The organism is Streptococcus mitis, assembly GCF_047464035.1.
Classification (GTDB): Bacteria; Bacillota; Bacilli; order Lactobacillales; family Streptococcaceae; genus Streptococcus; species Streptococcus mitis_DX.
In genome coordinates this window covers 12,148-32,787 of sequence record NZ_JASHCQ010000019.1, presented here as the reverse complement: position 1 = coordinate 32,787, position 20,640 = coordinate 12,148, and the positions used below count along the sequence as shown (strand labels likewise).

19 protein-coding genes are annotated in these 20,640 nt (G+C 40.1%); 17 read left to right on the top strand and 2 right to left on the bottom strand.

All coding sequences use genetic code 11. The annotated features are described in order from the left end of the window. Nucleotides 1–194: 194 nt before the first annotated feature. A complete protein-coding gene (gor, locus tag QM818_RS06725) occupies nucleotides 195–1,541 on the bottom strand; it encodes a glutathione-disulfide reductase (RefSeq protein ID WP_261081236.1) in 1,347 nt (448 codons plus the stop codon). 289 nt (nucleotides 1,542–1,830) lie between these two features. On the opposite strand from gor, the gene QM818_RS06720 reads away from it, so the two are divergent. The 15 genes from QM818_RS06720 (at nucleotide 1,831) to ciaH (ending at nucleotide 16,596) form a co-directional block, all read left to right on the top strand. Continuing rightward, on the top strand, nucleotides 1,831–3,039 hold the full coding sequence (locus QM818_RS06720) for an efflux RND transporter periplasmic adaptor subunit (protein ID WP_265473118.1): 1,209 nt from the start codon (nucleotides 1,831–1,833) through the stop codon (nucleotides 3,037–3,039). Continuing rightward, nucleotides 3,023–3,724, top strand: coding sequence for an ABC transporter ATP-binding protein (locus QM818_RS06715; protein WP_000733791.1), 702 nt, complete (start codon nucleotides 3,023–3,025; stop codon nucleotides 3,722–3,724). The genes QM818_RS06720 and QM818_RS06715 overlap by 17 nt, the downstream gene beginning before the upstream one ends. 1 nt (nucleotide 3,725) lies before the next feature. Then, complete coding sequence (locus QM818_RS06710; protein ID WP_001180409.1) at nucleotides 3,726–4,985, top strand: ABC transporter permease; 1,260 nt, start codon at nucleotides 3,726–3,728, stop codon at nucleotides 4,983–4,985. Between the two features lie 123 nt (nucleotides 4,986–5,108). Then, entirely contained in the window at nucleotides 5,109–7,106 is a 1,998-nt protein-coding gene (gene metG / locus QM818_RS06705) for a methionine--tRNA ligase (RefSeq protein WP_414300059.1), read from the top strand. Nucleotides 7,107–7,238: 132 nt separating this feature from the next. Then, nucleotides 7,239–7,559 carry a PadR family transcriptional regulator gene (locus tag QM818_RS06700; RefSeq protein ID WP_000665422.1) on the top strand — a complete coding sequence of 107 codons (321 nt, stop codon included), beginning with the start codon at nucleotides 7,239–7,241 and terminating at the stop codon, nucleotides 7,557–7,559. A gap of 3 nt (nucleotides 7,560–7,562) precedes the next feature. Continuing rightward, nucleotides 7,563–8,378 (top strand): hypothetical protein, encoded by an 816-nt coding sequence (locus QM818_RS06695; RefSeq protein ID WP_261031598.1) that lies wholly within the window; start codon nucleotides 7,563–7,565, stop codon nucleotides 8,376–8,378. Between the two features lie 75 nt (nucleotides 8,379–8,453). Beyond that, a complete protein-coding gene (locus QM818_RS06690; protein WP_261031597.1) occupies nucleotides 8,454–9,380 on the top strand; it encodes an aldo/keto reductase in 927 nt (308 codons plus the stop codon). 99 nt (nucleotides 9,381–9,479) lie between these two features. Continuing rightward, nucleotides 9,480–9,716, top strand: coding sequence for a DUF2829 domain-containing protein (locus QM818_RS06685; RefSeq protein WP_000141924.1), 237 nt, complete (start codon nucleotides 9,480–9,482; stop codon nucleotides 9,714–9,716). Then, the gene (locus QM818_RS06680; RefSeq protein ID WP_261031593.1) at nucleotides 9,709–10,407 is read left to right on the top strand and encodes a 3-oxoacyl-ACP reductase; all 699 of its coding nucleotides are present in this window, start codon (nucleotides 9,709–9,711) and stop codon (nucleotides 10,405–10,407) included. The genes QM818_RS06685 and QM818_RS06680 overlap by 8 nt, the downstream gene beginning before the upstream one ends. A gap of 10 nt (nucleotides 10,408–10,417) precedes the next feature. Then, entirely contained in the window at nucleotides 10,418–10,558 is a 141-nt protein-coding gene (locus tag QM818_RS06675) for a hypothetical protein (RefSeq protein WP_192855439.1), read from the top strand. After that, nucleotides 10,536–11,420 carry a putative PEP-binding protein gene (locus tag QM818_RS06670; RefSeq protein WP_261031588.1) on the top strand — a complete coding sequence of 295 codons (885 nt, stop codon included), beginning with the start codon at nucleotides 10,536–10,538 and terminating at the stop codon, nucleotides 11,418–11,420. Before QM818_RS06675 ends, QM818_RS06670 begins: the two co-directional genes overlap by 23 nt. Next, entirely contained in the window at nucleotides 11,380–11,820 is a 441-nt protein-coding gene (locus QM818_RS06665; protein ID WP_261031585.1) for an ASCH domain-containing protein, read from the top strand. Before QM818_RS06670 ends, QM818_RS06665 begins: the two co-directional genes overlap by 41 nt. A gap of 122 nt (nucleotides 11,821–11,942) precedes the next feature. Next, nucleotides 11,943–14,489 carry a M1 family metallopeptidase gene (locus QM818_RS06660; protein ID WP_261031582.1) on the top strand — a complete coding sequence of 849 codons (2,547 nt, stop codon included), beginning with the start codon at nucleotides 11,943–11,945 and terminating at the stop codon, nucleotides 14,487–14,489. Nucleotides 14,490–14,597: 108 nt separating this feature from the next. Next, nucleotides 14,598–15,272 carry a two-component system response regulator CiaR gene (gene ciaR / locus QM818_RS06655; RefSeq protein WP_000590639.1) on the top strand — a complete coding sequence of 225 codons (675 nt, stop codon included), beginning with the start codon at nucleotides 14,598–14,600 and terminating at the stop codon, nucleotides 15,270–15,272. Then, the gene (ciaH, locus tag QM818_RS06650; RefSeq protein WP_261031579.1) at nucleotides 15,262–16,596 is read left to right on the top strand and encodes a two-component system sensor histidine kinase CiaH; all 1,335 of its coding nucleotides are present in this window, start codon (nucleotides 15,262–15,264) and stop codon (nucleotides 16,594–16,596) included. Before ciaR ends, ciaH begins: the two co-directional genes overlap by 11 nt. 33 nt (nucleotides 16,597–16,629) lie before the next feature. Here the strand turns inward: ciaH and QM818_RS06645 are convergent, their stop codons facing one another. Continuing rightward, nucleotides 16,630–16,917: a DUF3270 domain-containing protein gene (locus tag QM818_RS06645; RefSeq protein WP_261031576.1), complete on the bottom strand. Its 288-nt coding sequence runs from the start codon at nucleotides 16,915–16,917 to the stop codon at nucleotides 16,630–16,632. 139 nt (nucleotides 16,918–17,056) lie between these two features. Here QM818_RS06645 and QM818_RS06640 point away from each other — a divergent pair, with 139 nt between their 5' ends. Both QM818_RS06640 and QM818_RS06635 read left to right on the top strand, forming a co-directional pair. After that, nucleotides 17,057–17,986, top strand: a complete 930-nt coding sequence (locus QM818_RS06640; RefSeq protein ID WP_261031571.1) for a peptidase U32 family protein — start codon at nucleotides 17,057–17,059, stop codon at nucleotides 17,984–17,986. Between the two features lie 198 nt (nucleotides 17,987–18,184). Further along, the gene (locus tag QM818_RS06635) at nucleotides 18,185–20,635 is read left to right on the top strand and encodes a bifunctional DnaQ family exonuclease/ATP-dependent helicase (RefSeq protein ID WP_414300058.1); all 2,451 of its coding nucleotides are present in this window, start codon (nucleotides 18,185–18,187) and stop codon (nucleotides 20,633–20,635) included. Nucleotides 20,636–20,640: the final 5 nt, after the last annotated feature.

Sequence of the window (20,640 nt, the reverse complement as noted above, 5' to 3'; positions counted from 1 at the left end):
GATTTCGGAACTTTGAAAACTTCAAAAAAAGGATTTTTATCTCTCTGAACATCAAAAAAGAAAGGACGAAATTTGTCCTTTCTCGAGCTTAGCTTTTCATCAACCCACTACAGTTGACAAAGAGCCTGTTTTCATCGATTCGTAAATCATCAAAAAAGAAGCCGACACATTTGTATCAGCTTCTTTTGTTTCGATTAACGCATGGTTACAAATTCTTCGGATGCAGTTGGGTGAATTGCCACAGTTGCATCAAAGTCTGCTTTGGTTGCTCCCATTTTGATAGCAACAGCAAATCCTTGAATCATTTCATCAACACCGTAGCCAATTCCATGAAGTCCGACAACTTTTTCTTCTGAACCAGCTGTGATCAATTTGAAACGTGTTTCTTGACGGTTGCAAGTGCAAGCAGAGTACATAGAAGTAAAGCTTGATTTGTAAACCTTGATTTTGTCTTGGCCGTATTCTTTAATAGCTTGCTCTTCTGTTAGCCCAACAGTTCCGATAGCAGGGTGTGAAAAGACAACGGTTGGAATAGTTGAGTAGTCCATTTTAGCAGTTGTTTTGCCGTTAAAGAGGCGTTCAGATAGGGTACGTCCAGCCTTGATTGCAACTGGAGTCAGTTCTTTCTCTCCTGTTACATCACCTAGAGCATAGATTCCCTCAACAACAGTATTTTGGTATTCATCTACTTGGATAAAGCCACGTTCGTTCAGAGTTACTCCAGCTTTTTCAAGTTGCAAGCCCTTAACGTTTGGACGGCGACCTGTTGCCCAGATAACTTGGCTAGCTGTGTGACTAGTACCATCTTCGAAATGAATGGTAATGCCTTCAGCAGTTTTTTCTAACTTGGCAGGGACTTTGTGAGTATGAAGTGGTAAGTTAGTTCTTTCCATTTCCTTGACCAAACCTTCAACGATGTAGGAATCAAAACCACGTAAAGGACGGTCGCGACGAACAAAGAGGTCTGTCTTGACACCAAAAGTGTGGAGTACGCCAGCCAATTCAACGGCAATATAACCAGCGCCTAGAATAGCAACTGACTCTGGCAATTCTTCCCAGGCAAATACATCATCAGAAGAGCCACCTAGCTCAGCACCAGGAATATTTGGAATACTTGGATGGGCACCAGTAGCAATCACGATATGTTTAGCACGAATCAGTTCACCATTTACGCTGACAGTATGAGAATCTACAAATTCAGCATGACCTTCAATCAAGTCTACACCGTTGCGTTTAAAACTGCCATCATAAGAAGAACGAGCGCGATCGATGTAAGCTTCACGATTGCGACGTAGGGTTGCAAAGTCAAAGTTAAGATCAGTAGTCTTAAAGCCGTAGTCTTCTCCAAATTGATGGAAAGTCTCAGCAATTTGTGCCCCGTACCACATAATTTTTTTAGGAACGCAGCCGACATTGACGCAAGTTCCACCTAGTTTCTTTTCCTCAATAACAGCCGCTTTGGCTCCGTGTTCACCAGCACGGTTCATGGTAGCAATTCCTCCGCTACCTCCACCGATAGCAATGATATCGTATTCTCTCATTGAAAACTCCTTTATACTCTTTTAAATAGTAGAGTGTCATTTTTTGATAGTCATATTCTATCTTTTTTTTTATCTGATTGCAAAAATCTGCTACGTTTAAAAAAATTAAAGAAAAGGCTTGCAAAAAAGAAAAATAAGGTGTATTATATATCTAGTACAATAGCTAAACAAAAAATTCCGAACAATAATTAAATCCTGAAATGTCATTATTTCGTTCTGAAATGTTATTGTTTCAAATTGATAATTTTTGTATAATATTGTTAAGAACTTTAAATCAAAAAGGAGTTTCATTATGAAAAAGAATGGTAAAGCTAAAAAGTGGCAATTGTATGCAGCAATTGGTGCTGCAAGTGTAGTTGTATTGGGTGCTGGGGGCATTTTGCTCTTTAGACAACCTTCTCAGACTGCTGTAAAAGATGAGGCTACTCATCTTGTTGTTGCCAAGGAAGGAAGCGTCGCATCCTCTGTTTTATTATCAGGGACAGTAACGGCAAAAAATGAACAATATGTTTATTTTGATGCTAGTAAGGGAGATTTAGATGAAATCCTTGTTTCTGTGGGTGATAAGGTTAGTGAAGGACAGGCTTTAGTTAAGTACAGTAGTTCAGAAGCACAGGCGGCCTATGATTCAGCTAGTCGAGCAGTTGCTAAGGCAGATCGTCATATCAACGAACTCAACCAAGCGCGAAATGAAGCCGCTTCAGCTCCGACTCCACAGTTGCCAACACCAGCAGGAGGCGAAGGTGTAGCAGCCCAAACTCCAGCTCCAGTATCAGGAAATTCAGTGTCATCTATTGATGCACAATTAGGTGATGCTCGTGATGCTCGTGCAGATGCAGCAGCGCAATTAAGCAAGGCTCAAAGTCAGTTGGATGCAATGACGGTTCTCAGTACCTTAGAGGGAACTGTGGTCGAAGTCAACCGTAATGTTTCTAAATCTCCAACTGGAGCTAGTCAGGTGGTAGTTCATGTCGTTAGCAATGAAAACTTGCAAGTTAAGGGGGAACTATCTGAATATAATCTTGCCAACCTCTCTGTAGGACAAGAAGTAACCTTTACTTCTAAAGTTTACCAAGATAAGAGCTGGACTGGTAAGATTAGCTACATTTCTGACTACCCTAAAAACAATGGTGAAGCAGCAAGTGCAGCTACTGCCGCAGCAGGTGGTAATTCTGGTTCTAAATATCCATATACCATCGATGTTACAAGTGAAATCGGTGATTTGAAACAAGGATTCTCAGTAAGTGTTGAGGTCAAGAATAAGAGTAAAGCTATTTTGGTTCCTCTAACAAGTATTGTGACTGAAAATGATAAGAACTATGTCTGGGTGCTTGACGAGCAGAAAAAGGCCAAGAAAGTGGAAGTTGGTTTGGGCAATGCTGATGCAGACAACCAAGAAATCACTTCAGGTCTGACAAATGGAGTCAAGGTCATCAGTAACCCAACGTCTTCTCTAGAGGAAGGAAAAGAGGTGAAGGCTGATGAAGAAACTAATTAGTCTAAAAAATATCTGCAGAAGTTACCGTAATGGTGACCAAGAACTGCAGGTTCTCAAAAATATCAACCTAGAAGTGAATGAGGGTGAGTTTGTTGCCATCATGGGACCCTCTGGGTCTGGTAAGTCCACTCTAATGAATACGATTGGGATGTTGGATACACCAACCAGTGGAGAGTATTATCTTGAAGGCCAAGAAGTGGCGGGACTAGGTGAAAAACAACTAGCCAAGGTCCGTAACCAACAAATCGGATTTGTCTTTCAGCAGTTTTTTCTTCTATCTAAACTTAACGCTCTGCAAAACGTAGAATTGCCCTTGATTTACGCGGGAGTTTCGGCTTCAAAACGTCGCAAGTTAGCTGAGGAGTATTTAGACAAGGTTGAATTGACAGAACGTAGTCATCATTTGCCTTCGGAATTATCTGGTGGTCAAAAGCAACGTGTAGCTATCGCGCGTGCCTTGGTAAACAATCCTTCTATTATCCTAGCGGACGAACCGACAGGAGCCTTGGATACCAAAACAGGTAACCAAATCATGCAATTATTAGTTGAACTGAATAATGAAGGAAAAACCATTATCATGGTAACGCATGAGCCTGAAATCGCTGCTTATGCTAAACGCCAGATTGTCATTCGAGATGGAGTTATTTCATCTGATAGTGCTCAGTTAGAAAAGGAGGAAAACTAAGATGCAGAATCTGAAATTTGCCTTTTCATCTATCATGGCCCACAAGATGCGCTCTTTTCTTACTATGATAGGGATTATCATTGGTGTGTCATCGGTTGTTGTGATTATGGCTCTGGGAGATTCTATGTCTCGTCAGGTCAATAAAAATATGACCAAGTCACAGAAGAATATCCATGTCTTTTTCTCGCCTATCAAAAGCAAAGATGGTTCTTTTACCCAAAAGCAATCAGCATTGACAGTTTCTGGGAAAGAAGAGGAGGTTCCTGTTGAGCCACCAAAACCACAAGAATCCTGGGTCAGGGAGGCGGCTAAACTCAAAGGGGTGGACAGTTACTATGTAACCAACTCAACAAATACCACCCTGTCTTATAAAGATAAAAAAGTGGAGCGCGCTAGCTTGACAGGTGGGAATATTACCTACATGAAGGCAGTTGAAAATGAAATTGTTGCAGGAAGAAGTCTCATAGCTCAGGATTATAAAGATGTGGCCAGTGTCATTTTACTAGACCAAGAACTTGCTAATAGCCTGTTTGGATCTGCTCAAGAAGCTGTTAATCAGGTTATAGATGTTGGTGGCTTTAGCTATCGTGTCATTGGTGTCTATACCAGCGATGAGGCTAAGACTGCCAAGACTTTTGGTATTGGTGGACTTCCAATTACGACTAATATTTCTCTTGCCAACAACTTCAATATGGATGAGATTTCTGATATTGTCTTCCGGGTTAATGATACCAGTTTGACACCAACTGTGGGACCAGAATTAGCTAGAAAATTGACCGAGATTGCTGGTCTTCAGCAAGGGGAGTATCAGGTGTCAGATGCGACTGCAGCCTTCCAAGAAGTACAACAATTGTTCGGCTTTATAACTACGATTATTAGTGCCATTGCAGGAATTTCCCTTTTTGTTGGGGGGACTGGTGTTATGAACATCATGCTGGTTTCTGTGACAGAGCGTACTCGTGAGATTGGTCTCCGTAAGGCTTTGGGTGCGACACGTGCCAATATTTTAATCCAGTTTTTGATTGAATCCATGATTTTGACCTTGCTTGGTGGAGTTATTGGTCTAACCATTGCGACAGGCTTAACAGCTATAGCTGGTCTACTTTTGCAAGGATTGATAGCGGGTATAGAAGTGGGAGTATCAATCCCAGTTGCCCTATTTAGTCTTGCAGTTTCGGCTAGTGTTGGTATGATTTTTGGAGTCTTGCCAGCCAACAAGGCATCGAAACTTGATCCAATCGAAGCCCTTCGTTATGAATAGAATAAACAAGATGGACACTCGTCTATCTTGTTTTTATATAGATTTCCCTATCGAAAATTCTTAAAAATGTGATATAATGAAGTGTTAGAAAAACAGGTTTCATTAGCCTGGAAAGGAAATATTATGTCTGAAAAGAATTTTTATATTACAACGCCGATTTACTATCCATCTGGTAAACTTCATATCGGATCTGCCTACACAACCATCGCCTGTGATGTCTTAGCGCGTTACAAACGCCTGATGGGTTACGATGTTTTTTATCTTACAGGTCTTGATGAGCACGGTCAGAAAATCCAGCAGAAAGCAGAAGAAGCTGGCATCACACCTCAAGCTTATGTTGATGGGATGGCAGTTGGAGTTAAAGAACTCTGGCAATTACTCGATATCTCATACGATAAATTTATCCGTACAACTGATGACTACCATGAAAAAGTTGTCGCACAGGTCTTTGAGCGCTTGCTTGCTCAAGATGACATCTATTTGGGTGAATACTCTGGCTGGTATTCAGTCTCAGATGAGGAATTCTTTACAGAAAGCCAGCTTGCGGAAGTATTCCGTGACGAATCTGGAAATGTAACGGGCGGTATCGCACCATCAGGTCACGAGGTTGAATGGGTTTCAGAAGAGTCTTATTTCCTTCGCCTCAGCAAATACCAAGATCGTTTGGTAGAATTCTTTAAATCTCATCCTGAGTTTATCACCCCTGATGGTCGTCTTAATGAAATGCTGCGCAACTTTATCGAGCCAGGTTTAGAGGATTTGGCTGTTTCTCGTACAACCTTTACATGGGGTGTTCCAGTCCCATCAAATCCAAAACACGTTGTCTACGTTTGGATTGATGCCCTTCTTAACTATGCGACAGCTCTTGGCTACGGTCAAGACGAACATGGTAACTTTGACAAGTTCTGGAATGGCACAGTCTTCCACATGGTAGGAAAAGACATCCTTCGATTCCACTCAATCTACTGGCCAATCCTTCTTATGATGTTAGATATCAAATTGCCAGATCGTTTGATCGCTCACGGTTGGTTCGTCATGAAAGACGGCAAAATGTCTAAATCTAAAGGGAATGTCGTTTACCCTGAAATGTTGGTAGAACGTTATGGTCTAGATCCACTTCGTTACTACCTCATGCGTAGCCTTCCAGTTGGTTCAGACGGAACCTTTACTCCTGAAGACTACGTTGGCCGTATTAACTATGAATTGGCTAATGACCTTGGAAACCTCCTCAACCGTACGGTTTCTATGATTAATAAGTACTTTGACGGGCAAGTCCCTGCCTATGTAGAAGGTGTAACAGAGTTTGACCATGCTCTTGCTGACGTTGCAGAACAATCAATCGCTGACTACCACACCTACATGGAAGCAGTTGACTACCCACGTGCACTTGAAGCAGTCTGGACCCTTATCTCTCGTACTAACAAATACATAGACGAGACAGCTCCATGGGTATTGGCAAAGGATGAAGCACTACGCGATCAATTGGCAAGTGTTATGAGCCACTTGGCAGCCAGCCTTCGCGTCGTTGCTCACTTGATTGAGCCATTTATGATGGAAACCAGTCGTGCAGTTTTGACTCAACTTGGTTTAGCAGAAGTTGCTAGCCTTGAGAACTTGAAATTGGCTGATTTCCCTGCAGGTGTGACTGTAGTTGCTAAGGGAACACCAATCTTCCCACGTCTGGATATGGAAGAAGAAATCGCCTATATCAAGGAACAAATGGAAGGTAACAAACCAGCCGTCGAAAAAGAATGGAATCCAGACGAAGTTGAACTCAAACTAAACAAGGAAGAAATCAAGTTTGAAGACTTTGACAAGGTCGAAATCCGTGTCGCAGAAGTCAAAGAAGTGTCTAAAGTAGAAGGTTCAGATAAGTTGCTTCAATTCCGCTTGGATGCTGGTGATGGTGAAGATCGTCAAATCCTCTCAGGAATTGCAAAATTCTATCCAAACGAACAAGAATTGGTCGGCAAGAAAGTCCAAATCGTTGCTAACCTCAAACCTCGTAAAATGATGAAGAAATATGTCAGCCAAGGGATGATTCTCTCAGCTGATCATGATGGGAAATTAACCCTTCTCACAGTTGATCCAGCTGTACCGAATGGAAGTGTGATTGGGTAAAAGTATACAGGACTAGTTCATGCTAGTTCTGTTTTTTATTTAACTATTATGCTTTACAAACTAGTGTGAAAGTGGTATATTATAGATGAAGTCACTAGTAGGTATTACCAAATAGATTAGAAGGGAGAAGGGATGAAAGAAACTCAACTATTAAAAGGTGTTCTTGAAGGTTGTGTCTTGGATATGATTGGTCAAAAAGAGCGGTATGGTTATGAGTTGGTTCAGACTCTACGAGAGGCTGGATTTGACACTATAGTTCCAGGAACTATTTATCCTTTGTTGCAAAAGTTAGAAAAAAATCAATGGATAAGAGGCGACATGCGCCCGTCGCCAGATGGTCCAGATCGGAAGTATTTTTCGTTAACTAAAGAAGGAGAAGAGCGTGTCTCGGTCTTTTGGCAACAATGGGACGATTTGAGTCAAAAAGTAGAAGGAATTAAGAATGGAGGGTAAACCATGACGAAAATGAAGTATTATGAAGAAACAAGCGCTTTGTTGCATCAGTTTTCTGAGGACAATCAGCAGTATTTTGAGGAGCTGTGGGATAGTTTTAATCTTGCTGGATTTCTCTATGATGAGGACTATCTTAGAGAGCAGATTTATTTGATGATGTTAGATTTCTCAGAAGCAGAACGAGATGGCATGAGTGCAGAGGAGTATTTAGGTAAGAATCCTAAAAAATTAATGAAAGAGATGCTCAGGGAAGCACCTCGAAGTTCTATCAAGGAGTCCCTTTTGACGCCAATTCTTGTCCTAGCGGTATTACGTTATTATCAACTACTAAGTGATTTTTCTAAAGGTTCTCTCTTAACAGTCAATTTGCTTACGTTTTTAGGACAACTTCTTCTTTTTCTGATCGGATTTGGACTTGTGGCCACAATCTTACGTTGGAGGCTAGTCCAAGATTCTCCTAAAATGAAAATTGGCACTTATATTGTCGTTGGGATTATAGTTCTTCTAGTTGTTCTAGGATATGTAGGAATGGCAAGCTTCATACAAGAAGGATCCTTTTATCTTCCTGCTCCCTGGGATAGTTTCCTTGTCTTTACGCTTTCTCTAGTCATCAGTATTTGGAATTGGAAAGAAGCGATTTTTCGTCCCTTTGTCAGTATGATTGTTGCCCACCTTATTGTAGGTTCTCTGCTCCGGTACTATGAGTGGATGGGCATTTCAAATGTTTTTCTTACAAAGATTATTCCTTTAGCTGTTCTCATTATTGGTATCTTTGTCTTTTTCCGTGGGTTTAAAAAGATAACATGGAGTGAAGTATAGTCAAAAAGCCGTTGCAAAGCGGTTTTTTTGTTATAATGAAGGGAAGAATGTTAGAAATTAAAGGAGACAAATTTGATGAGATACATAACTATTGGTCAAGATGACAAAGAATTATCAGAAATTGTTCTCGGAATGATGAGAATAGAAGATAAGTCTGTAAAAGAAGTTGAAGAGCTTGTAGAAACAGCACTTTCTGTTGGAATCAATGCTTTCGACTTGGCTGATATATATGGTCGTGGTCGTTGTGAAGAACTGTTAGGTCTTGTCCTAAAAAATCGTCCAGATTTAAGAGAAGAGATGTGGATTCAGTCAAAATGTGGCATTCGCATTGAAGAATTTACCTATTTTGATTTTTCTAAGGACTATATTATAAAATCAGTTGACGGAATTCTGCAAAGATTGAAGATTGATCATCTAGATAGCTTGCTCCTTCATCGACCAGATGCTTTGATGGAATCTGACCAAGTAGCAGAAGCCTTTGATCTCCTTTATAAACAAGGTAAGGTTCGAAATTTTGGAGTTTCTAATCAAAATCCTATGATGATGGAGTTACTTAAAAAAGATGTCAAGCAGCCGTTAGCTGTTAATCAGCTACAATTGAGTGCGGCTTTTACTCCAGGATTCGAATCAGGTTTTCATGTTAATATGGAAGATAGTCAAGCAGCTATGCGAGATGGCAGCATTTTTGAATATTGCAAATTACACGATGTGGTCATTCAAGCATGGTCTGTCTTACAATTTGGGTATTTTAAAGGGAATTTTGTTGGAAATGAGAAATTTCAAGCTTTAAATCAAGTACTTGATCGTTTAGCTACTAAATATGGAGTAACCTCTTCAACTATTGCCATTTCTTGGATATTGCGTTATCCAGCAAAAATGCAGGCAGTCGTAGGTACAACAAATCCTAATCACTTGAGAGAAGTTAGCCAAGCGGCAAACTTTAGCTTAACAAGAAAAGAATGGTATGAAATTTATCTTGCAGCAGGGAATAATTTGCCGTAAGTAGAAGCAGATGTAAATAAATCACAGTCAAAAAACCGTTGTAAAGCGGTTTTTTTGTTATAATGAAGGGGAGAATTATTGATATTAAAGGAGAAAAACATGACATTTGAAGAGATCCTACCTGGGTTAAAGGATAAGAAAAAATATGTACGAACTGGTTGGGGAGGTGCTGAAAACTATGTCCAACTTTTTGACACTATCGAGCAAAATGGGGTTGCACTTGAAGTGACACCTTATTTCCTAATCAACGTTTCTGGGGAGGGAGAAGGTTTTTCCATGTGGAGTCCGACACCTTGTGATGTTTTGGCGACGGATTGGGTAGAAGTGCATGACTAGACGTGTATTGATTACGGGAGTAAGTTCAGGGATTGGCCTAGCTCAAGCTCGCCTCTTTTTAGAGAATGACTTTCAAGTTTATGGAGTTGACCAAGGTGAAAATCCACTCTTAGAGGGTGATTTTCACTTTTTACAGAGAGATTTGACCTTGGACTTGGAGCCTATTTTTGACTGGTGTCCTCAGGTGGATGTTTTGTGCAATACTGTGGGAGTGTTGGATGCTTATAAGCCACTTTTGGAACAGACAGCGCAGGAAATTCAAGAGATTTTTGAAATCAACTACGTTACTCCAGTAGAGTTGACTCGGTATTATTTGACCAAAATGTTGGAGAATAAAAAAGGATCCATTATCAATATGTGTTCCATTGCTTCAAATCTAGCAGGAGGTGGTGGTCACGCCTATACTTCATCTAAGCATGCTTTGGCTGGATTTACCAAGCAGTTGGCTCTAGACTATGCTGAAGCTGGAATTCAGGTCTTTGGAATTGCTCCAGGAGCAGTCAAGACGGGTATGACTGCTGCCGACTTTGAACCAGGTGGATTGGCTGACTGGGTGGCTAGTGAAACCCCAATCAAACGCTGGATTGAACCAGAGGAAGTGGCAGAAGTCAGTCTCTTTTTGGCCAGTGGAAAGGCATCTGCCATGCAGGGACAAATTCTGACAATAGATGGTGGCTGGTCTTTGAAGTAGGAGGATTTGGATGGATATTCAAGAGATCACAGAAGAAAATGCATCGCCATTAGTCTTGAAGGTTAAGTCTGAATTATTAGGATTTCCAGAACTGGACAAGACTTCTTACATGAATTGGAAGGTGAATGATGAGAAACCAACTTGCCCTTAGTGGAGAAAAAATTCTTGAAAAAGTTTACCCACAACTATTTCACCACATTGGAATGATTCGTGGGGAGTATTTGTCGAGAGAGATCAACCAAAACATCCTGTTACCAAGTTGTCAGGAATTTGTAAAAGATTATCTAAACACTATTTGCTTCTTGTACTCAGATGAAGAGGTATGGTATCGTTTTTCTGAGTTAACGAATACAGAAGCTAATTGTCTAAAGGGGACTAAAGAGTATTTTAATGAAAATCATCCCTTATTTGGATATAGAGGAACTAGGCGTTTGCTGGCGTCTCCGGATGAATTTCAGGCTGAAGCACATGTCCTTACAGAAGTTTATCAAAATAATCCCAATCTATCTATTATCTTTCCTTTTGTCAATGATGCTGAGCAGTTAAAGCAAGCTATCACAGTATTGCTTCAGCATGGTTTTACTGGGAAAATTGCCACGATGATTGAATTACCGTCAGCATATTTTGACTTGGACAGGATACTGGAAACTAGTATTTCAAAGATTATAGTTGGAATGAATGATTTGACTTCTTTTGTTTTTGCAACTGTGAGAAATAGTCAATGGCATGATATGGAAAGTCCAATTATGTTAGATATACTGAGACAGATGCAGTATAAGGCAAGGATGAAAAAGATTGACTTTGCTGTAGCGGGCTATCTGAATGATTCTTTCATACAAAAAATGAATCAGATGGGTATCAAATGCATTATCCACTACAGTTCTATTCCAGAGATTTTTAATTTAGAGATTGATCATCCAGACCATCTTAAACGTATAAAAGAAGTAAGTAAAAAATTACAAAGGAGCGCCCATGACACCGCAGGAAATGTGGAATGCATACAAGAAAATTAACCCCTCTATAGGAGATGAAATCGATGCTTGGTCTTTTGGAGTGGAACCAGACCTTTTAGCAGATTTGGTTTTAAGAGGCGAAAAGACTGCAACAGCATCAGCCTACGATCTCTATGCACTAGAAGACGAGTCTCTTCCTCAAGAAGGGACCTTTGATGTCATTTTAGATAGTCAAAATCAGGCTGTCTGTATTGTCGAAATTACAAAGGTTTCTGTCCAGCCCTTCAATCAAGTTTCTGCTCAACATGCCTTTAAGGAAGGAGAAGGTGACAAATCCCTAGCCTATTGGCGTCAGGTTCATGAGGATTGTTTCGCCGAGTGGCTGAGAGAAGCAGGACTGACTTTTACACCTGAAAGCAAGGTTGTTTTAGAAGAATTTCGCAAGGTCTACCCACTGTAGATTGCTAGAAGGAAGAAAGTTTTGGAAATCACCGTCCAATCCTTTTTTCTCCAGCAAAACATGATATAATAAGTTTGTTTGAAGAAGAGTAGCAGCTCTTAAACTTAGAATAGGAGAAAACTATGCAAGCAGTTGAACATTTTATTAAGCAATTTGTTCCTGAACATTATGATTTATTTTTAGACTTGAGTCGTGAGACCAAGACTTTTTCTGGGAAGGTAACCATTACTGGTCAAGCACAGAGTGACCGTATTTCCCTTCATCAAAAAGATTTGGAAATCATTTCTGTAGAAGTTGCAGGGGAAGCTCGCCCATTTACAGTTGACCATGAAAATGAAGCCCTTCATATCGAATTGGCTGAGGCTGGTCAAATTGACTTGGTTATTGCCTTTTCAGGAAAAATCACGGATAACATGACAGGTATTTATCCTTCATACTACACAGTTGATGGAGTCAAGAAAGAGGTCTTGTCTACTCAGTTCGAGAGCCATTTTGCGCGCGAAGCATTCCCATGTGTGGATGAGCCAGAAGCCAAAGCAACTTTTGATCTCTCTCTACGTTTTGACCAAGCAGAAGATGAATTGGCCTTGTCTAACATGCCAGAAATCGATGTTGAAAACCGTAAGGAAACAGGTATCTGGAAGTTTGAGACAACACCTCGCATGTCTTCTTACTTGTTAGCCTTTGTAGCAGGTGATTTGCAAGGTGTAACGGCTAAAACTAAAAACGGTACCCTCGTAGGTGTTTATTCAACCAAAGCCCACCCACTATCTAATCTTGATTTTTCACTGGACATCGCTGTTCGCTCTATCGAGTTTTACGAAGATTACTATGGAGTTAAGTACCCAATCCCTCAATCTCTCCACATCGCCCTTCCTGACTTCTCAGCTGGAGCTATGGAAAACTGGGGTCTTGTGACTTACCGTGAAGTTTACTTGGTTGTAGATGAGAACTCTACCTTTGCTAGCCGTCAACAAGTTGCTCTGGTTGTGGCACATGAATTGGCTCACCAATGGTTTGGTAACCTGGTAACTATGAAATGGTGGGATGATCTTTGGCTCAATGAAAGCTTTGCTAACATGATGGAGTACGTCTGTGTGGATGCTATTGAACCAAGCTGGAATATCTTTGAAGATTTCCAAACAGGTGGTGTTCCGTCTGCCTTGAAACGTGACGCGACTGATGGCGTACAGTCTGTTCACGTCGAAGTGAAACATCCAGATGAAATCAATACGCTCTTTGACGGGGCTATCGTCTATGCCAAAGGAAGCCGTCTCATGCACATGCTTCGTCGTTGGCTAGGAGATGATGATTTCGCTAAAGGTTTGCACGCTTACTTTGAAAAACATCAATACAGCAATACCATTGGTCGTGACCTTTGGGATGCTCTTGGTCAAGCGTCTGGACGTGATGTCGCAGCCTTCATGGATTCTTGGTTGGAACAACCTGGTTATCCAGTTCTCACTGTCAAAGTTGAAAATGATGTCTTGAAGATTTCACAAAAACAATTCTTCATCGGTGAGCACGAAGATAAGAACCGTCTCTGGGTTGTGCCACTAAACAGCAACTGGAAAGGCTTGCCTGATACACTTGAAACTGAAAGTATCGAAATTCCAGGCTACGCAGCTCTTCTTGCTGAAAACAAAACAGCACTTCGTCTCAACACTGAAAATACAGCCCACTACATTACCGACTATCAAGGAGATTTGTTGGATGCAGTTCTTGCTAACCTAGTTGAGCTTGATAACACAAGTAAACTGCAAATCGTCCAAGAACGTCGCTTGCTTGCTGAAGCAGGGCACATTTCTTATGCAGACTTGCTTCCAGTCCTTGATAAACTTGCTAAAGAAGAATCTTACCTTGTCGTTTCAGCTGTTTCTCAAGTAATTTCTGCTCTTGAGCGCTTTATCGATGAAGGAACAGAAGCTGAAACAGCCTTTAAAGCATTGGTAGCTAAATTGGCTCGTCACAACTATGACCGTCTTGGTTTTGAAGCTAAAGATGGTGAATCAGATGAGGATGAGTTGGTTCGTCAGTTGGCTGTTTCTATGATGATTCGCTCAAATGATGCAGAAGCTAGTCAAGTCGCTAGCCAAATCTTCGCGGCTCACAAGGAGAATCTTGCAGGACTTCCAGCAGCGATTCGCTCACAAGTTCTGATCAATGAGATGAAACATCATGAGACTAAAGACTTGTTAGCACTTTATCTTGATACTTATACTCACGCAACAGATGCTGTCTTTAAACGTCAGTTGGCAGCAGCTCTTGCATACAGTACAGATGCGGATAATATCCAAAACTTGATTACTTCTTGGAAGGACAAATTTGTGGTTAAACCACAGGACTTGTCTGCTTGGTACTTCCAGTTCTTAAGCCATCAGGCAACTCAGGAAACAGCATGGTCTTGGGCTCGTGAAAATTGGGCTTGGATTAAGGCAGCTCTTGGTGGAGATATGAGCTTTGATAGCTTTGTTATCCTTCCTGCTCACGTATTTAAGACTCAGCAACGCTTGGCAGAGTACAAGGAATTCTTTGAACCGCAACTTTCTGACCTTGCTCTTAGCCGTAATATCGGTATGGGAATCAAGGAAATTGCAGCTCGTGTTGACTTGATTAACCGTGAAAAAACTGCAGTGGAAGCAGTCGTTCTTCAATACGGAAACGCATAAATAAGCCTAAAATAAAAAGAAAACTCAGCTATCTCATGTAAAATGTAGAGAGTTGAGTTTTTTTTAAGGCAAATTTGGTATAATGGTTTTAATAAGGAGGAGTTTCTCATGATAAAAATCTTATTAGTTGAGGATGACCTAGGCCTGTCAAATTCAGTATTTGACTTTTTAGACGATTTTGCCGATGTCATGCAGGTATTTGATGGTGAAGAAGGTCTCTACGAAGCTGAAAGTGGCGTCTATGACTTGATTTTGCTCGATTTAATGTTACCTGAAAAAAATGGCTTTCAAGTCTTGAAAGAATTGCGTGAAAAAGGAATTACGACACCAGTTCTGATTATGACCGCCAAGGAAAGCTTGGATGACAAGGGACACGGATTTGAACTGGGAGCAGATGATTATCTGACTAAACCTTTCTACCTAGAAGAACTCAAAATGCGGATTCAAGCCCTTCTCAAACGTTCAGGTAAATTTAATGAAAACACCTTGACTTATGGAAATATTGTGGTTAATTTGTCAACCAATACCGTTAAGGTTGAAGATACTCCTGTCGAATTACTGGGGAAAGAGTTCGATTTACTGGTTTATTTCCTTCAAAATCAAAATGTTATTTTGCCTAAGACTCAGATTTTTGATCGTCTATGGGGATTTGATAGTGATACAACGATTTCAGTTGTCGAAGTCTATGTTTCAAAAGTCCGTAAGAAATTAAAAGGAACCACTTTTGCAGAGAATTTGCAAACCTTGCGCAGTGTTGGGTATATTTTAAAAGATGTTCAGTAAACTAAAAAAAACATGGTATGCGGATGACTTTAGTTATTTTATCCGTAACTTTGGTGTCTTCACTCTGATTTTTTCCACAATGACTCTGATTATTTTGCAGGTCATGCATTCGAGTCTCTATACTTCGGTGGATGATAAGCTTCATGGACTGAGTGAAAATCCTCAAGCAGTTATCCAGCTGGCAGTAAATAGGGCAACAGAAGAGATTAAAGATTTAGAGAATGCGGCTACAGATACTAGCAAGACTGAAGTAAAACCCAATGTCAGTTCCAATACCGAGGTTATTCTTTTTGATAAGAATTTTACCCAGCTTCTTTCTGGAAACCGATTTTTGGGATTGGATAAGATTAAGTTAGAGAAAAAAGAACTAGGACATATCTACCAGATTCAGGTTTTTAATAGCTATGGACAAGAAGAAATCTATCGCATGATTTTGATGGAAACCAATATCAGTTCGGTTTCAACCAATATCAAGTATGCAGCTGTCTTGATTAATACCAGTCAGTTGGAGCAAGCCAGTCAAAAGCATGAGCAATTGATTGTGATTGTGATGGCAAGTTTCTGGATTTTGTCTTTGCTTGCCAGTCTCTATCTAGCTAGAGTCAGTGTTCGTCCTCTGCTTGAGAGCATGCAGAAGCAACAGTCCTTTGTGGAAAATGCCAGTCATGAGTTACGAACTCCACTCGCAGTTTTGCAAAATCGCTTAGAGACCCTTTTCCGTAAGCCAGAAGCTACCATTATGGATGTGAGTGAAAGCATTGCATCGAGTTTGGAAGAAGTTCGAAACATGCGTTTTTTGACAACAAACTTGTTGAATTTAGCTCGTAGAGATGATGGGATTAAGCCTGAACTTGGAGAGGTTCCAACTAGCTTTTTCAATACGACTTTCACAAATTATGAGATGATTGCTTCAGAAAATGACCGTGTCTTCCGTTTTGAAAATCGTATCCATCGAACGATTGTCACAGATCAACTTCTTTTAAAACAACTGATGACCATCCTATTTGATAATGCCATCAAATATACTGAAGAGGATGGTGAAATAGATTTTGTGATTTCAGCGACCGATCGCAATCTGTATTTACTTGTTTCTGATAATGGAGTCGGTATCTCCGCAGAAGATAAGAAGAAAATTTTTGACCGCTTTTATCGAGTGGACAAGGCTAGAACGCGTCAAAAAGGTGGTTTTGGTTTAGGATTATCTCTGGCCAAGCAAATTGTAGATGCCTTAAAAGGAACCATTACTGTTAAAGATAATAAACCCAAGGGAACAATCTTTGAAGTGAAGATAGCTATCCATACACCATCTAAAAAGAAAAAATAAAAATATCGCTCCAGTTGGGGCGATATTTTGGATTTATCTTCTACGTTTTCGTTTGATAATAGATCGTTGAATTTTTAATACAAGTAAGCTGGATCCGATTGCTGCGACAAATGCAAGAGCAGTTGATAATTTTAATGCTAAAAAGATAAAACTAAAGATAGCAATACAGATACAAAAAACAGCGATATTAACAAAAAATAGGATTTCCTTGAGATTGGCATCAGATTGCGCTTCAGGTGTATAATCTTGATAGCGGGGAACCTGCTGGTTTAATTCTTCTTGATAGTCTACCTCATAGGATTGTAATTTTCTTACGGGCATTATTCTCTCCTTAACAGTACATAACTATTTTATCATTTTTTTAGCAGGGAATTATTACAGAAAGGTTACAAAAAGAATAAAGTCCCTTTTCATTTTTAAAGAATAGCTGATTTTTGAGAAATATGGTATAATTTTCCTTATGGAAAAGATTATCATTACAGCAACTGCTGAAAGTATTGAACAAGTTAAACAACTGCTCGAAGTTGGCGTAGATCGTATCTATGTCGGTGAGAAAGATTTTGGCCTTCGTCTGCCAACGACCTTTAGTTATGACCAATTGCGTGAAATCGCTGAGTTGGTTCATGAAGCTGGTAAGGAATTAATTGTTGCAGTCAATGCCCTTATGCACCAAGATATGATGGATCGTATTAAGCCTTTCCTTGATTTCTTGGAAGAAATCAAGACAGATTACATTACGATTGGGGATGCAGGTGTCTTTTACGTGGTCAATCGTGATGGCTATTCTTTCAAGACTATCTACGATGCTTCAACCATGGTAACTAGCAGTCGTCAGATTAACTTCTGGGGACAAAAAGCTGGCGCATCTGAGGCTGTTTTGGCGCGTGAAATTCCATCTGCTGAACTTTTCAAAATGCCAGAGATTTTGGAAATTCCTGCTGAAGTTTTGGTTTACGGAGCTAGCGTTATCCATCATTCTAAACGTCCGCTCTTGCAAAATTACTATAACTTTACGCACATCGATGATGAAAAGACGCGCAAGCGTGATCTCTTCTTGGCTGAGCCAAGTGACCCAGAGAGTCACTATTCCATTTTTGAAGATAATCATGGAACCCACATTTTTGCCAACAATGACCTTGATTTGATGACAAAATTGACAGAATTGGTAGAGCATGGTTTTACTCACTGGAAATTAGAAGGTCTCTATACACCTGGTCAGAACTTTGTTGAGATTGCAAAACTCTTTATCCAGGCACGTAGCTTGATTCAAGAGGGCAGCTTTAGCCATGACCAAGCTTTCTTGCTGGATGAGGAAGTACGCAAGTTACACCCTAAAAACCGTTTCCTTGACACAGGATTTTATGACTACGATCCTGACATGGTTAAATAAAGTAAATGGATAGTTGAGAGAAGGAAGATGCAAACATTTCTTCTCTCAATTTTTCTTATTCTCCAATATTTTCAAAAAATAAGTAGGCTAGGATGCTCTGTTTACTGGGATTTTTCAGAAAAGTGACCTTCTCGAGTTTGAAAATTATCCTATGTTTGCAGGTGCCAAATGGCCCTTTTTTTGGTATAATTTTTTATAATGAAAACGATTGGTAATCGCTATGTTGTGGTTGATTTAGAGGCAACTAGCACAGGTAGTAAGGCTAAAATTATCCAAGTGGGAATTGTAGTGATTGAGGACGGAAAAATCGTCGATCACTATACGACAGATGTCAATCCACATGAACCCTTAGATGCTCATATCAAAGAACTGACAGGATTGACAGACCAACGTCTGGCGCAAGCACCTGATTTTTCGCAAGTTACCAGAAAAATCTTTGACTTGGTGAAGGATGGGATTTTTGTAGCCCATAATGTTCAGTTTGATGCCAATCTCTTGGCGGAAAATTTATTTTTTGAAGGCTATGAACTAAGAAATCCTCGTGTTGACACGGTCGAATTGGCCCAGGTCTTTTTCCCTGAACTGGAAAAATATAGTTTGCCGATTTTGTGTCAGGAATTAGGAATTCCTTTAAAACACGCCCACACAGCCCTTTCAGATGCCCAAGCTACAGCGGAATTACTTCTTTTTTTACGAGAAAAGATGGCCCAACTTCCTAAAGGACTCTTGGAACGCTTGCTGGAAATGGCTGACGCCCTCTTATATGAGTCCTACCTGGTTATTGAAGAAATTTATCGCAGCCAATCTATCCTGAGTTCTCCAGACTTGGTCGAAGTTCAAGGACTGTATTTCAAGAAAACTGGAGCTCCCCTGGAGCCACGAAAACTATCTCAAGATTTTTCTAAGAATATTTCTCTGTTGAACCTTGAAGTGAGGGAGAATCAAGAAAATTTTGCTAAAGAGGTTGGCTTGCTATTGAAAGATGAGCCTGTCTCTCTGATTCAAGCGCCGACAGGGATTGGGAAAACCTATGGCTATCTCTTACCTGCTTTGTCCCAAGTGGAAAATCGTCAGATTGTCCTTAGTGTTCCGACAAAGATTCTTCAAAATCAAATTATGGAAGAAGAAGGTAAACGTCTCAAGGAAGTATTCCATACAGATATTCATTCTTTAAAGGGGCCTCAAAATTACCTGAAGTTGGATGCCTTTTATCGTTCCTTGCAGGAAAATGCTGAAAATCGCTTATTTAGACGCTTTAAAATGCAACTCTTGGTCTGGTTGACAGAGACAGAAACCGGGGATTTGGATGAAATTGGTCAACTCTACCGTTACCAACATTTTCTAAGAGATCTTCGTCATGATGGGAATTTATCGTCCAAGAGCTTATTTATGACGGAAGATTTCTGGAAACGTAGTCAAGAAAGAGCAGAGACTTGCAAGCTCTTAGTGACCAATCATGCCTATCTTGTAACCAGACTTGAAGATAATCCTGAATTTGTCAGCGACCGTTTATTGATTATTGATGAAGTTCAAAAAATTTTGTTGGCCCTAGAAAATCTGCTTCAACATACCTACGATATCCAGTCTATTATCGATTTGCTTGATAAGGCTTTACTGGAGGAGCAAAATAAGGTCCAGCAACGAATACTAGAAAGTATTCGCTTTGAGTGCCTTTACTTGATTGAACAATTTCAGTCTGGAAAATCTAGGAAAAATATCTTAGATTCTCTTGCCAATCTCCACCAGTATTTTTCAGAATTAGAAGTAGAAGGCTTTGAGGAGCTGGTTCGCTATTTTACAGCTGACAGAGATTACTGGCTTGAAGCAATTGAAACGAGTCAAAAGAAAATTCAAATTTCTTCTACGAAATCAGGACGTATTCTCCTATCTTCTTTAGTACCTAATTCATGTCAAGTCTTGGGAGTGTCGGCTACTCTTGAGATTAGTCAGAGAGTTTCTTTGGCAGACCTTTTGGGTTATCCTGAAGCTAAATTTGTCAAGGTTGAAGCTCATAAAAAACAGGATCAAGAAGTGGTCTTGGTCAAAGATTTTCCCCTGGTAACAGAAACATCCTTAGAAGTTTATGCTCAAGAGGTAGCTGATCTGCTGATGGATGTTCAAGATTTCCAGCAACCGATTTTAGTTCTCTTTACTGCTAAAGACATGCTTCTAGCAGTATCGGATTTACTTCCAGTTAGCCACTTGGCCCAGTATAAAAATGGGGATGTTCATCAGCTTAAGAAACGCTTTGAAAAAGGTGAACAACAAATCCTGCTAGGTGCAGCAAGTTTCTGGGAGGGAGTTGATTTTTCAAGTCATCCTTTTGTGATTCAAGTTGTACCAAGACTACCTTTCCAAAATCCTCAAGAACCCTTGACGAGAAAGATCAATCAGGAACTGAATCAGGAAGGGAAAAATGCCTTTTATGATTATCAATTGCCAATGGCCATTATTCGTTTAAAACAGGCTTTAGGAAGAAGTATGAGACGCGAACACCAACGTTCCTTAACTCTTATTTTGGATAGGAGAATTGTCGGAAAGCGATATGGCAAACAAATTGTGACTTCTCTAGCAAAAGAAGCGACCGTTAAAACCGTCTCTCGATCCGAAGTTGATGAGGCTGTTGATAAATTTTTAAATGAACTTTGATAAAT